Origin of the sequence: Helicobacter kayseriensis (genome assembly GCF_021300655.1) — a bacterium.
GTDB classification, from domain to species: Bacteria; Campylobacterota; Campylobacteria; order Campylobacterales; family Helicobacteraceae; genus Helicobacter_G; species Helicobacter_G kayseriensis.
The window spans coordinates 39,671-53,461 of sequence record NZ_JAJTNB010000009.1 but is presented as its reverse complement, the minus strand read 5'-3'; the positions used below and the strand labels follow the sequence as shown (position 1 = coordinate 53,461).

General features: G+C 37.4%; 14 protein-coding genes and 5 tRNA genes. 10 read left to right on the top strand and 9 right to left on the bottom strand.

Features of this window, described 5'->3' with window-relative positions; all coding sequences use genetic code 11:
- The 9 genes from LW137_RS06220 to LW137_RS06180 form a co-directional block, all read right to left on the bottom strand.
- On the bottom strand, positions 1 to 737 hold a 737-nt coding region (locus LW137_RS06220; RefSeq protein WP_233034324.1), incomplete at its 3' end, for a BspA family leucine-rich repeat surface protein.
- 22 nt (positions 738 to 759) lie between these two features.
- On the bottom strand, positions 760 to 3,135 hold the full coding sequence (locus LW137_RS06215; RefSeq protein ID WP_233034323.1) for a type VI secretion system Vgr family protein: 2,376 nt from the start codon (positions 3,133 to 3,135) through the stop codon (positions 760 to 762).
- Positions 3,136 to 3,213: 78 nt separating this feature from the next.
- Positions 3,214 to 3,723 (bottom strand): Hcp family type VI secretion system effector, encoded by a 510-nt coding sequence (locus LW137_RS06210; RefSeq protein ID WP_233034322.1) that lies wholly within the window; start codon positions 3,721 to 3,723, stop codon positions 3,214 to 3,216.
- Positions 3,724 to 3,799: 76 nt separating this feature from the next.
- Positions 3,800 to 4,630 carry a type IVB secretion system protein IcmH/DotU gene (gene icmH, locus LW137_RS06205; RefSeq protein WP_233034321.1) on the bottom strand — a complete coding sequence of 277 codons (831 nt, stop codon included), beginning with the start codon at positions 4,628 to 4,630 and terminating at the stop codon, positions 3,800 to 3,802.
- 8 nt (positions 4,631 to 4,638) lie between these two features.
- Entirely contained in the window at positions 4,639 to 6,030 is a 1,392-nt protein-coding gene (gene tssK, locus LW137_RS06200) for a type VI secretion system baseplate subunit TssK (RefSeq protein ID WP_233034319.1), read from the bottom strand.
- Complete coding sequence (tssJ, locus tag LW137_RS06195; protein ID WP_233034318.1) at positions 6,027 to 6,494, bottom strand: type VI secretion system lipoprotein TssJ; 468 nt, start codon at positions 6,492 to 6,494, stop codon at positions 6,027 to 6,029. The genes tssK and tssJ overlap by 4 nt, the downstream gene beginning before the upstream one ends.
- 179 nt (positions 6,495 to 6,673) lie before the next feature.
- On the bottom strand, positions 6,674 to 7,462 hold the full coding sequence (gene flgG / locus LW137_RS06190) for a flagellar basal-body rod protein FlgG (protein ID WP_233034317.1): 789 nt from the start codon (positions 7,460 to 7,462) through the stop codon (positions 6,674 to 6,676).
- Positions 7,463 to 7,480: 18 nt separating this feature from the next.
- Entirely contained in the window at positions 7,481 to 8,308 is an 828-nt protein-coding gene (locus LW137_RS06185) for a flagellar hook-basal body protein (protein ID WP_233034311.1), read from the bottom strand.
- A 57-nt stretch (positions 8,309 to 8,365) separates the two neighbouring features.
- Positions 8,366 to 9,556 (bottom strand): potassium/proton antiporter, encoded by a 1,191-nt coding sequence (locus LW137_RS06180; RefSeq protein ID WP_233034306.1) that lies wholly within the window; start codon positions 9,554 to 9,556, stop codon positions 8,366 to 8,368.
- Positions 9,557 to 9,747: 191 nt separating this feature from the next.
- On the opposite strand from LW137_RS06180, the gene LW137_RS06175 reads away from it, so the two are divergent.
- From LW137_RS06175 to LW137_RS06130, 10 genes are all read left to right on the top strand, one after another.
- Positions 9,748 to 9,823: transfer RNA gene (locus tag LW137_RS06175), tRNA-Lys, on the top strand.
- Between the two features lie 22 nt (positions 9,824 to 9,845).
- Positions 9,846 to 9,920: transfer RNA gene (locus LW137_RS06170), tRNA-Glu, on the top strand.
- A gap of 32 nt (positions 9,921 to 9,952) precedes the next feature.
- Positions 9,953 to 10,028 (top strand) — tRNA-Val (locus tag LW137_RS06165).
- A 9-nt stretch (positions 10,029 to 10,037) separates the two neighbouring features.
- Positions 10,038 to 10,114 (top strand) — tRNA-Asp (locus tag LW137_RS06160).
- Positions 10,115 to 10,143: 29 nt separating this feature from the next.
- Positions 10,144 to 10,219, top strand: a tRNA-Glu gene (locus LW137_RS06155).
- A 78-nt stretch (positions 10,220 to 10,297) separates the two neighbouring features.
- Positions 10,298 to 10,837, top strand: a complete 540-nt coding sequence (locus LW137_RS06150; protein ID WP_233034305.1) for a PepSY-associated TM helix domain-containing protein — start codon at positions 10,298 to 10,300, stop codon at positions 10,835 to 10,837.
- A 25-nt stretch (positions 10,838 to 10,862) separates the two neighbouring features.
- A complete protein-coding gene (locus LW137_RS06145; RefSeq protein WP_233034304.1) occupies positions 10,863 to 11,504 on the top strand; it encodes a response regulator transcription factor in 642 nt (213 codons plus the stop codon).
- Positions 11,497 to 12,765, top strand: a complete 1,269-nt coding sequence (locus tag LW137_RS06140; RefSeq protein WP_233034303.1) for a sensor histidine kinase — start codon at positions 11,497 to 11,499, stop codon at positions 12,763 to 12,765. The genes LW137_RS06145 and LW137_RS06140 overlap by 8 nt, the downstream gene beginning before the upstream one ends.
- Before the next feature lie 57 nt (positions 12,766 to 12,822).
- Entirely contained in the window at positions 12,823 to 13,530 is a 708-nt protein-coding gene (pyrH, locus tag LW137_RS06135) for a UMP kinase (protein ID WP_233034302.1), read from the top strand.
- Between the two features lie 35 nt (positions 13,531 to 13,565).
- Positions 13,566 to 13,790 (top strand): DNA-directed RNA polymerase subunit omega, encoded by a 225-nt coding sequence (locus LW137_RS06130; protein ID WP_233034301.1) that lies wholly within the window; start codon positions 13,566 to 13,568, stop codon positions 13,788 to 13,790.
- The last annotated feature ends 1 nt before the right edge of the window (position 13,791 follow it).

The window sequence follows — 13,791 nt, the reverse complement described above, 5'->3', positions numbered from 1 at the left end:
TCTGACATATCTTTGACATTCCTTACATCCCAAGAACTAAGATCTTGATTGAAAGATTTTGCATCTGCAAACATATAAGCCATATTCTCCACTTGACTTACATCCCACTTCCCAAGAGGTTGGTTAAAGGGTGTTTCTGCAAACATTCTGTGCATATCCTCCACCCTACTCACATCCCATTTCTCAAGGGGTTGGTTGAAAGCAGTCGCTCTTGCAAACATTGCATCCATTTTTTTTACATTCCTTACATCCCATTTTTCAAGAGGTTGATTGAAAGGAGTGGCAATAAACATCCCCCCCATATTCTTCACATTCCTTACATCCCATTTTTCAAGGGGTTGATTGAAAGAAGTGGCTCCCGCAAACATTCTATTTATATCTTTGACATTACTTACATCCCAATCCCCAATAGGCTCATTAAATCTTTCATTCTCCCAAAACATTTTTTCCATTGTCTCTACATGAGAAGTATCCCATTTCTCAATCCCCTTATAACTCTTTCGATCTGTAGCTCTGCATTCTGGAAGATAGCTTCTAGCTCTTGTCCCATCCCTTGCCTCACAAAACAAATAACTCATATCTGTAATCTTGCTTGTATCAATCTCATCTAACTTAATCTTCTCATCTGTCACTAAAGCAATCAGTTCTTCCTTATCCTTAGGAAAATATTTCAACTCTGCAAAAAGAGGAATCATCCCTAAAAATAAGAATGAAATAAATAGAGATTTTGGATACATAAAAGCCCCTTTGTTTTGTGGTTTATTCGCTTTTGATCTCTCCCCCTTTGACAACAAGGCCATCCTTGCCAATGATGACTTCCACTCCTCCAGCTTTAAGGATGACTGTATCTGACTTGATTTGGATGGTGCTTTCTTTGACTTGGACATTGATCTGTTGATTGTCTTCTAGATTTATTCCAGATTCTGCAAAGATTCCTAATGCTTTTGTTTCAAGATTTGTTGAGTTGCTGTTGAGGATCGAAAGATTTTCAGATTGCAAGTCAATATTGTCCTTGGCTTTAAAATGAATTTGAGCTTGAGAGTCAAAATCCATATTATTTTGTGTGAGTATTCTGTATTCTCCTTTAATTCTTTCATCCATATTTCCTGAGATTTCTTCTATCTTGTCTCCCTCGATCTTAGAATCTAGATTTCCTCCAATGCTAATTTCTTTGTCTCCACCTATATTTTCATAAACCTCTTGAGATACTCTCAATTTGTATTCTGCACCTACATTAAACGTGCAACTTCCTCCCACTTGCGTGTCTTTTGAGAGAACGACATTTTCCATACTTTCTGCACCTATATTGATATCTCGCAATCCGCCGATGTTTTGAATATAGGCAAGTCCTATGTGTTCTGTATGGGTCCCTTGGATAGTGATGGATTTATGTTGTTTGATTGATTGTGAATAATTGTTTTGGATATTTTCTAGATAGTCTTTCTGTGCATAAAGATAGACTTCCTCTTGATTGTGCTGTGTTTTAAATACGAGTTCGCTTCTTTTGCTTGCATTTTCTTTCCCAAGAGAAGAAGCGCTGATGCTTGTATAGTGATAACCTTCGCCAAGAGAGTGCGGAAGAGGAGATGAGGAGTTGTATAGACTGCCAGCGATGATAGGTTTATCGCAATCACCTTCTAGAAATTGGATCAAAACCTCATTTCCAATCCTGGGAAGTGCAAAGAATCCTGAGTTTTCGCTTGCAGAAGGACTGAGCACTCTAAGATAGCAGGTGCTTAGGGATTGATTGAGATTGGATGAATGGTCTTGCGCAAATCGTTTTTGATCCAAATCAGATTGGGTAAGAGAGTATGCAAAAGCAACTCGAATCCTTCCTTGAGAATCGGTATGGATTGTATTTTTTTGCTCTTGTATGTTTTCTAGGATATTTTCTTCATTTTCTCCTACAACAAGCCCCAATAGCCCTCCATAAGCAATGGGTTTTTCGATAGGTTGAGTAAAGAACGGAATGTCTGAGGGCAAAAGTGTGAGGATATTGTGATAAGAGCTTGCCTGGGTGTCATCTCCAAAGGTGGAGGCAAGATTTGCTTTATCCTGAAAGTGATGTGTCAGTGAGATGATTTTATATCTTCCTTCTTTGTCTTTGAGCCATTCTGGAAGTGGTAGGGATGAGAGATTGTTGATCGTTATTTCATCGCCTAGCTTTAGAGCAATAATGTTGCTTTGAATCCCAAAGATATACCCCTCCATTTGTTTTCTAAGCGCAGAAAGATGAGAGTGTCTTTCTTCATAGGATGTTAGAGATGGATTGTGGCTTATATGATGTTGGAGCGAGGAGAAGCTTGAATTTTTGGAGTGCAGGGAGGGGGAGGTTGAAGTTTGTAAAGAGGAGGGAGTGAATGGATTGAAAGAGGAAAAAAGGTTAGTTTTGCAAGAGAGGTGATGAGAAAAAGTAAGATGATTGAGGTATTCCTCACCCAAGGGGTTGTTGGGATTGTCTTTATAGGGATGGGAGTGCTTGTCTGCTAAAGATTCGTAACTTGCTGATGCATTTTCACCTTGAGAGATAAATGGAGTGTCGCATAAGTAGATTTTGTCGTCTTTTTCAAGTAAAAAAATTCCTGAGTTAAAACAAATTCTTTGAATGAAATCTAGGTCACTTTCTTTGTATTGAGTCATATATTCACATACTGAATAATCTCCTTGCAAATGAGTGGGATCGATCTCTTTTTGCATTATTGGGGCATATGAAGACAAAATGCCCAATATGATATCCGCTACACTTTTTTGATAGAAAATACGAGAACTTATGCTGTGTTTAAGTAAATAAAGCGGAGAATGTAACACAAAAGAAAAAAAGAATCTTTGGTTGAGTGTCTTTTCTGTCTGTATGCTTTTTTGTATAAAGTCAAATCTCTCTCCAACAAGAAAAAACTTTTGATCTAGACGATCAACGCGTTTTGTGGAAATAGGGGAGGAAAGAGCTAGTGATGCATAAAAGAAATCTTGAATCTCGCTCAAAACTTCAATAAGATGATCTTGAATACCTTCATAATATACTTCACATTCTGCCCTTAGAATATCATCAAAGCTTTCAGTGATTTGAGCAGAAATAAGATTAAAGGTAAGTGTAGAAGTAGAATTTGGAAGAGAAAGAGTTAGGGTAGAGGACATTAAAGAACCTTTAGAATTGGATTTCTAATATAGAGCAATAAAAGCTTGGGCTTCTATTGCTAGCGATATTTGGAAATTTTAAGCCTTTCTCCAATCATCTGATCCGCTTGTTCCTCCAGCAGTATGTTCCCAAGTGATTTTTCTGTAGTTGAGAGAAACTTTAAATAGTTCTGTTTTGTCATTATTGGTTTGGTCTTGGGCGTTTGGCATAACAAGTGAAATGTTTGTAATGATCGCATCTTCAAGAATTGTTGTGAAATAATGCTCAGGTCCCCCAGAAGATGAAGTTCTAAACCAGTGCACTTCTACTTTTGGTAACTTCTCTCCTGTTGTAAGTGCATTGTAAAGAAGGGGAACGGCCTTGTTGAGAGAGCAAGTAAAAATAAAAGGAGTATGAACTCTCTGTCCGCTAGGTTGCCCACTTTGTGGATCTACAGGAACTTTGATTTCATGTTCGATTTCTTGAGCCATGACTTCATCTTCATGTCCTTCTTGGAAGCGGTTTCCAATACTTGCTTCAGTCGTTGCTCCGCTTGTGATTAGCCCCTGTTTAGATCCCTCGATTCTGATATAAGCTGGTTGCGCCATGTGTGACTCCTTATTTTTAATGTGATAATGTGTTTTTTCATTGTAACCAAGTTTTACAAAAAGAGAAAAAATTTTTTTAAGAATCTTTTTGAATGACAAGGCCATTATTTTTATGTTCCATGCTTTGCGCTTCTTTGCTCTTTTTGTATGAGTCGATTTGAGATTTAAGTGTTGATGAAGTTTGAAAAATATCTTTTTGGATTGTAATAAACTCAAAGAGATATATACAAAGAATTGACACAACAGGAACGACAAAGAGGAGAATCTTTGTAAAAACCGATAAGTATTTTTGCCAAAAAGTTTGATTTTCTTGATTTCTGTAGGCATATTCAAAGGCGACCATATCATTGGTGTTAAGTGTCGGAGTGATGCTAGAGGCGATATTTTCGCATAGAAAAGCGATTTGTTCTTCATGTTTTTTATCTACTGCAAAATGCCCCTTGTATCCCAATAAAAGACATGCATAGATGACTTCTAGCATGTCTTTGTTTTTTAATGGGTTTTCTAGCCATTTATCCATAATAGAAAAAAATTTTTTTCCATCACTTAACTCTTTAAAATAGCGCAATGTCAGGGTATTGTTGACATAGGAACTTTGAAGAAAAACTTCATTTTGCATTAAAAGGCCATCAAGAAAAACACAAAGGCAAAATTTAAGCCTTGCAATATCGATTTCATCATAAATCTTCAGCGTTGCAAGTGTGGTTGTTAGAGATACTATCTCATTGGCCATTTGCTCCCTAATTTGAGAGATTTTTTCTTCATCAAGATAGGAGATTTTGGAAAGTCTTTGGCCAAGAACAAGAAGCTGAAGGGAATGATCTAGGGCAGGGTTATTGTTAAGCCCTTGAATTTTTAATTCTTGAAGAAGGGAGGGTTGTTCTTCCTTGTTGTGTGTTTTATTCATTGTATTCCTTAATCTGGGATTGCCCACATTTTGATTTCTGGATCATCGATGATGTTGGAAATATAAAAAGCGATTCTTGAATCTCCCAATATTTCATGATACAAAGGATCATTTTTGTCAATTTTATAATAAACAAAATCATTTAGGTGGGGAAGAATAGGTGGGACAATCGAAAGCATTTCAATGCCAATCCCGTCTGATTGAGAGCTAATTTTTTGTCGAATCATTGCCTCAGATGTGACTTTGCTTTGTGATTGAAAATGTTGTTGGATAAAGGCAGTGCCTTTTGGGCTAGAAATAGCAAAATAAATACTGGATTGTTGAATGATAGAGAGATTATCAAAGGAGCAGAGATAGAATCCGTGTCCATTTGATGTCGTTGTGGCGCTGATATATTTGGGGGTTGCAATTTGAGAAAATAAAAACTTTGTGTGATCAATGAGAGTAATAATGCTTGAGCTGATGTCAAGGTGGTTGTAGGCAATGAAATCTTTTTCTTCTAGTTTAAAGTTGATTCCATAAAGATCGGCTTGAAATTCGATGAGTTTTTGATAGAAAAATTCTGGGTGAATCTTGGTTTTATGTTTGAGATAACTAAAAAGAATATTCCATTTTTTTAGCACACCAAGGGCAGCAAAGCTTGAAAAATCAATCGATGTTTTTGCTTTGCTTACATCTTTAATCCCCTCGACAAGTTGTGTGTAATATTGATTGGTTGAATAAACAATTTCTTCTAAAAAATTTGTGATGATAGGGTGTGTGGAGATGTTGAGTGTTGTGGGGATGAACTTCTCATCAAGCGTGATGTTTCCATTAAGGCCAATGGTTTTGATTTTGCAGATTGGAATCTCAAGTTCGTTTGAATTTTTTGAGCCCAAAAACCCCAATGAAAGTCTAAGAGAGGCTGTGAAAACATTGATTTGCTCTTGAGAAGTGGAAGAATGAAGTGCTTTTTCTTCGTTGCTCATAAAGAAGTTTGTATTGGTATCATCAAAAACTTTGGAGCCAATCGGAGTTGTTGATACGATGTAGCGTGTATCTGGAAGTGAGTTTTGAATCGACATGTCTGCAATCGTATCTACACTGATTGGAATCTTTAGGGCTACAATGCTATCTTGCATAATGCTAGGATTGACTTCAAGGGGATCGGGTAATCTATCATCGTTTGGGGCATTAAAGACGCTACCATCTTGAGCAACTCCGCTGATATAATCAAGGGCAATCTTGCCTTGTCGTAACATTTCTTGATTGAAAGAGCAGTGCAATATTCCAAAGAGATTGTCTTGTGTTTGAATTGTTTTGTAGTTTATGGTGTGTTCGAAATATCGCTCTTGTTGTTCAAAATGAACTCGATCAATGTTGATTCCATTGCTCCAAGCGATTTTAAGATGATTGATCATTGAATGAGCTCCTCGTTTTTATTTTTACCAACAATAAAGATCCCTTTTTTTGTGATTTGCAATTCAAGCAAATCTTTTGAAATTTCATCACTTTCTATGAGGGATTTAATCTTTTTCTTTTTGCTCATTCTATTGTAGATGACAAGAAATCCAAGGTAGGGAACTTCATTTTTATTGATTGTTGCAATGATTTTTTCATTATCTGGTGCAATTTGCATCCGTGTTGCATCAATTTTGTCTTTGCCTAGTATGGCATCTGATCGCTCAATTAGATCGATGGCGGAAGCATCTTTAAATTTTGCAGTATCTTTGAGTTGATAAAGGAAAATGGTGATTGGAACTGCATCGGCGTTGAGATTGAGATTGGAATCTTTGTCGTTTCTAACAAGGATTTGTTTTGAGCTGTAGCAACCAGAAAAATATAGCGAAATCAAAATCAGAGCAATAAAATTTATTTTTTGCATTACAGTCACCCTAGAGTAAAGATCTCAAATAATTTTACTTTATTGTGAAAAAAATGGACAAATAATTTTCTAGAAGCTAGGGGAAGCTTGGGATTTGTCTGCCATTGATGGGCGGTTTGATAAAAATAATAAGGCAAATAAGATCTAAAATATTTCCCCCACCTTTTTATTTTTTGAGATTATCGTTTGAGTTGATTGACTGTTTGGAGCATTGCATCGGCTGTTTGGATGCTTTTGGAGTTTGCTTCATATGCCCTTTGTCCAGTGATAAGATCTGTCATTTCTTCAACAAGCTTTACATTGCTTAGCTCAATAAAACCTTGCTTGAGTTGCCCAAGACCACCTTGACCAGCTACACCTGCAATAGGATCGCCTGAGGCATTGGTATTGAGATAGAGATTATCCCCTAGAGAATGGAGTCCTGCAGGATTGACAAAATTGACAATCTCAATTTGTCCCAATACTTCTACATCTGTTTGATTTCCTTGAACTGCACTGACTGTTCCATCGCCTCCAATGCTAATTTGGGTTGTTCCTTCAGGGATTGTAATTTCTGGGATCAGTCGATATCCATTACTATCCACGATTGCTCCAGTGGAATCGACTTTGAAGTTTCCACTACGTGTATAGCCAATATTTCCATCTGGGAGCTGAATTTGGAAAAATCCTTTTCCTGCAATAGCAACATCAAGGTTGTTTTCTGTTTCCTTCAAGCTTCCTTGTGAGAACATTTTAGAAATTGCGATAGGGCGAACTCCAAGTCCGACTTCAATCCCCGTAGGAGAAACAGTATTATCACTTGTGTTTGTGCCGGCATATTGCATTGTTTGATAGAGGAGATCGCTAAATTCTGCGCGTTGTTTTTTGTATCCTACTGTATTGACATTGGCAATATTGTTTGATGTTGTATCAATTTGCATTTGCTGTCCTAGCATTCCTGTTGTGGCTGTATGTAGTGCTCGAATCATTTTTTCTCCTTTATTTGGTTATGCTCTAACGGCTAGTTTTTGGATGGCTTCGGAATTGAGATCATCCATATGGGTTTTCATCACTTTTTGATACATATCTACAAGTCGATTTGTTTCTATGAGGCTAGTCATTTCAAGCACAGCATTTACATTGCTCTTCTCGATAAAGCCTTGAGCCAAAACATCATCATTGTTTTGATAGAGAAATCTGTCCTTGGATAAATCTTTACCGACATATTCATAAAGTCCGCTACCTGTTTTTTTGAGATATTTGGGGTTGGCAAAAGATACGATTCCTACAGATCCTGCTTCGATGATTTCTCCCTCAGGGGTTCTCATTGTGATATTTCCACTAGGGCTAAAAATAGCCTGCATTGAAGGGTTGAGAGTGATACCTCCTTCATGATCAATCCAATTGCGACTGAGGACTTTAAAGCCCTCTTTGGTGACTAGATTCCCCTCAGAATCGATATTGAAACTCCCATCTCGTGTGTAGCGAATGCCATCGGGAGTTTGAATAGCAAAAAAAGCATTTTCATTTTTGAGGGCAAAATCTAGTTCGTTGTCTGTCTGCATCAATGTTCCAACTCTTTGGTCGGTATATTGTTCTGTTATTAGTGGGACTTTATCCATTGCTCGATTCCAGAAATTAGCAGCCTCTTTTGTGTGATTTTCGATAGGAAGTTCATCTTGCTCTCCCTTAAGAATCCTTGTGAAATCGCCAATAGCGACATCGTCCCTTTTGTAGCTATTGGTATTGAGATTGGCAAGATTGTTGGCAATCATATCGAGTCGATTAAATTGTGTCACCATCCCCCCTGTTGCGCTGTAGTAACCGCTTTGCATTCCTTTGCTCCGTATAAATTTAGAATTGTTTTTGCAAAAGAAGCAATTGGTGTTCCACTACTCCTCTATGATTTTGAGTTTATTAGCTAGAGGTGAAAGTGTCATGCCCTGAATAAAAACAGAAATAAATACCATGAAAAAAACGATATTAAAGATTTGGTGTGATTTTTGAAGTCCTTCAAGATAGGGATATGTGGCAAGCACAATAGGCACAGCACCCCTTAATCCAACCCAAGAAATAAAACATTTTTCTTTGAAATTGTAACGGCTCTTAATGAGAGATAAAAAGACGCCAAGAGGGCGTGCAAAAAAGATAAGAAGAAAGGTTAGGATCAGCGCAGGAATCGCTTCATTGAAAAGTTCTGAAGGAAATACAAGAAGTCCTAATACCAAAAAGACAATAATTTGCATCATCCAAGCAAGGGTATCGTGAAAATCCAAGACATTTTGTTTGAAGGGGAAATCACTGCGATGAATGAGAATGCCTGCAATATAAATACATAAAAAGCCATTGCCTCCAATGCTTGAGGTAAAGCCATACATTAGGAGAAGCCAAGCAACACTAAGGAGTGCATAAAGATTGGCATGACTGATTTTGGCAAAATGGCAAATTTTAGGAAAAAGGATTCCAAAGAGAAAACCAAGTCCAATCCCAAGCGCAAATTGCAAAATAAATTCCCAAGCAAGCATCCAAAACGAGAATTCTTCCCAATTTTGGATTCCAATTAGATTGAGAATGGTTAGTGTTAGAAAAATAGCCATAGGGTCATTGCTTCCAGATTCTAATTCTAAGACATTGCCAATATTGTTTTTGAGTGCAAGTTTCTTGGCTCTGAGGATCGAAAAGACTGCGGCTGCGTCTGTTGATGAGACAATTGCGCCCAAAAGAAATGATTCTAAAAGCGTAAAATCAAGAAATAAGTGCGCACAAAATGCAATTGCCAAAGCAGTAATCAATACGCCAAAGGTTGCAAGAAGAGAACCCTCAAGAAGAATAGGTTTGATGTGAGAATAATTCGTAGATAATCCTCCATCATATAAAATAAACAAAAGTGCAATCGTTCCTATAATTTGAGCTGTTTGGGGGTTGTCAAATTCAATTCCCAAAATCCCCTCACTCCCCATAAGCATCCCAAGAATCAAAAAGATCAAAAGAAGAGGAATGCCAAATTTAGTCGAAAGCTTGCTTGAAAAAATGCTTATAAATAAGATTGCTCCAATTCCGATAAGATAAAATTCCAAATTCATTTTGTCCCCTTTGCTAAATCAATGTTATATGGATTGATTGTTTTTGAGAAAGAATTGTATTGATGAAATAAAAATCTTGAGAAAATGTGTGTTTTTTAAAATTTCAATAAAAAAATTTTGAAAATATATTGACTTTTAGAATTTTTGTGATTATAATCCCGCTTTTGGTTTTCAGTATTTAGCTATGAGATGACCCGTTAGCTCAGCTGGTAGAGCAACTCCCTTTTAAGGAGTGGGCCGTTGGTTCGAATCCAACACGGGTCACCATTTATTGATAGTTAAATGCAGTGGCCCCTTCATCTAGCGGTTAGGATACCACCCTTTCACGGTGGCTACAGGGGTTCGAGTCCCCTAGGGGTCACCACTTTTGACTTCAGATAATTTTTCTTCAAAGTTGGTCGCTTAGCTCAGTTGGTAGAGCGCTACCCTTACAAGGTAGATGTCACAAGTTCGAGTCTTGTAGCGACCACCACTTTGATTTGGAGCGGTAGTTCAGTTGGTTAGAATACCTGCCTGTCACGCAGGGGGTCGCGGGTTCGAGCCCCGTCCGCTCCGCCACTTCTTTGATTTCCCCATATTTTTTGTTTGACCCCTTCATCTAGTGGCCAAGGATACTACCCTTTCTAGGTAGACACAGAAGTTCAAATCTTCTAGGGGTCGCCACCAATTTTCATAATTTCATAAAAAATTTACAAATTTTGATAATGATTATGGCTTCCAATTTTTAAACAAGGAGACAAGATGGGAAAAGTGTTTCGAACCATCCATATCAATTTAAGCTTATTCTTTTTGCCTTTGGCATTGTTATATGCCGTGACAGGTGCTTTTTATTTGAGTGGATTCAATCAGGATAGTGGTGCAAAAGTTTGGAGTTTTTCCTCCCCAATGATTCCAAAAAGTGAGATTCCCAATGTGATCAATCGGTGGCTATCTGAAAATCATTTGAAGCCTATTTTACAAACCGAGCTCAAAAAAGGAAAAAATAACACTTTAATCATGGGGAGTGCGAGCTATAGTGCGAGTATTCAAAGTGATAAAGATGGGCTTAAGGTAGAGATTATCAAAAGAAGTCTTTTGGGAAATTTGATTATGTTGCATAAGGGAAAAGCAAAATGGTATTTTGATGTATTGGCTTATGGCTTTGCTTTTTCGATGCTTGTTTTTTATTTTTCTGGACTTGTGATGACAAAGTTTTGTAATAAACGAAGAAAACAGGCTTTGAGTGTTATGTTTTTAGGATTTTTTGTTGCTTGTATTGTGGGCTATTTGAGTTTGCAATAATTGATTGAGAAAATTGGGGAAGAGAATGATTTTGCTTTTAGAAGATGATGTTTTTCTTATGGAAATAATGGAAGAATTTCTTGTCTCTAGGGGGTTTGAAGTTGAATGTGTAAATGACGCTGATGAGGCACTAGAAAAGGCGCTTAATCAACAATACGAGCTTTTTATTTTTGATGTCAAAGTTCCATTGGGAGATGGCTTTTCTCTCTTGCGCCATTTGCGTGAGCACAAGATTCAGACACCCACAATTTTTACAACCTCACTCAATGCTATTGGCGATTTACAAGAAGGCTATGAGAGTGGATGTGATGATTATCTAAAAAAACCCTTTGAGCTTGAAGAGTTGTTTTTGCGTATTCAAAAATTGCTCAAAAAAGAAAATTCGTATTGGATTGAGTTTGGCGGGGGTGTGTATTTTGATTGTGTTCAAAAGCTTTTATATCGCGATCAAGAGCTATTGCCTTTGACAAACAAAGAAAATGAGCTTCTTGCATATTTGATTGAGAATAGGGGGAAATATTTGACTTTAGAGGATATTTCTTATCGTTTGTGGGGTTATGAGGAGCCAAGCTTTCTATCTTTGCGTGTCTATATTAAAAATTTGCGGATCTATATTGGTAAGGACAGAATTAAAACCAAGAGAGGCTATGGATATTGCTATGAATGAGGTCAAAAAAACAACGTTGCAGATCTTGTCTCTTTATTTAGTTAGCACCGCATTTTTCTTGAGTGTAATTTTTGGAACATGGTATTTTGGCGAGGTGAATGCAATCAAAACTCAGTCGTTTTATAAGATTGACAAGCTAGCTAAAAGACTCATCAATGTCTTGGCAAAACGCGAGGAATATGCCAATTTGCAGAATCTTGAGTCTCAAAAATCAGTTTTGCAAGAGATTTCTTTGGATAGAAAGCGTCGGATTATGGTTTTTGGAGAGAATGGCGAGCTGGTGTATGACAATATGAAGTTTTCTCCAGATGAAATCCCACAAGAAAATGGAATCTTTATTATCAACAATCATGTGGTGCTGAATTCATATGGAATCCCAGAGTTTTTGGACACTTCTTTTGATGGATACTATGTGTCATCTTTTGGGAGAGGGAATAAGGGGGCGGATAAAGCCTTTAGGGTAGTGATTGATGGGGGGAATATCGAGGGGTTATTGTGGAATCTGCGTCTCAAAGTTTGGGGTATTTTTGGATGTGCTATTTTGATGATGGGGACTGTAGGATATTTCTTGGTGCGCTTATCTTTGCGCCCACTGTATCAAAAAATTCACGATTTAGATGAGTTTATTAAAGATACAACGCATGAGATCAATACTCCCTTAAGTGTTTTGCAGATGAGTATTGAGCGTATCAATCAAGATAAGATTCCCCAAGAAGAGAAGAAAAAACTTCGCTATATTCAAATTTCTGCAAAAACAATTGAGAATATTTATCATAGTTTGGTGTATAGCTCATTTGGGAATCCCAAACAAGAGATTGGGAATGTCAAAATAGAAGAGCTTGTAATGGAGCGACTTGATTTTTTCTCCTTTTTGTTTGAGCAAAAGCGTATTGAGATCGTCAAAACACTTTCTCCTATGAGAACAATGATTGATCAAAAAGCAATGACCTTGGTTTTGGATAATCTTTTGAGCAATGCTTACAAATACACGCCAAAAGGAGGAGAAGTCCAAATCTTTGTAGGAGAGGATGAAAGGGGTCCTCTTCTTGCAATACAAGATAGTGGATATGGAATCAGGGCCAAAGATTTGGAAAAGATTTTTCATCGTTATGAGCGATTGGAGCACAGCGGAGGTGGATTTGGGCTGGGGTTAAGTATCGTAAAAAAAATTTGTGATGAATTTGAAATTGCTCTTGAAGTAGAGAGTGAATATCAAAAAGGAAGCAGATTTGTTTTGAGATGGAAAACGCAAAACTCTTAATTAAGAATTGAAATTTGCTTTAAAATTCTCTTTGTTATTTTTGAAAGGAACAAATTCATGAGCAAACGAGTGTTGGTAAAATTTTCTGGCGAGGCTTTGGCAGGTGGAGAGGGATTTGGAATTGATAGTGAGATTTTGAGCTTTATTGCTCAAGAAATTGAGCTTTTGAAAAAAGAGGGGATTGAAGTGGGGATTGTGATTGGCGGGGGAAACATTATCCGTGGGGTGAGCGCAAGTGAGGCTGGGGTGATTAAACGAACAAGTGGAGATTATATGGGGATGCTTGCGACCGTGATTAATGCAATTGCCATGCAAGAAGCGCTTGAGCATATTGGAATTGATACAAGAGTTCAGAGTGCGGTAGAGATTAAAGAGGTTTGTGAGACTTATATTTATAGACGCGCAATTAGACACCTTCAAAAGGGGCGCGTGGTGATTTTTAGTGCAGGAACAGGGAATCCTTATTTTACGACAGATACAGCGGCCATTTTAAGGGCAGTAGAGATTGAGGCTGATATGGTGATCAAGGCGACAAAAGTTGATGGTGTGTATGATAAGGATCCCAAAAAATATAGTGATGCTGTGATGTTGCAAGAGCTAAGCTATGATGATGCGCTTAAAGATCATATTAAGGTGATGGATGATACAGCGATTGCTTTGGCTAAGGATAATCGATTGCCTATTGTGGTTTGCAATATGTTTAAGCGTGGGAATCTTTTGAAGATTATCAAAGGACAAGATGGGTATTGTTCGATAGTCAAATAAACTTTTTGTTAAAATTCAAAGAAAAAAGGAAAAAAATGAGAACAGAAGAAATAGCAGCGAAAGCATTAGAGAAAACTGGGAACGATCGCTATGTTTTATCCAATCTTGTTTTTGCAAGAACAAAAGAGCTTAGCAATGGAGCAAAGCCTCTTGTAGATGGTGTTGATCTCAAGATTCACAAGCTTGCAGATATTGCAATGATGGAAATTGCCCAAGATAAAATTGCATTTACAGGTATTGATGCAAACTTGAGACGATAAG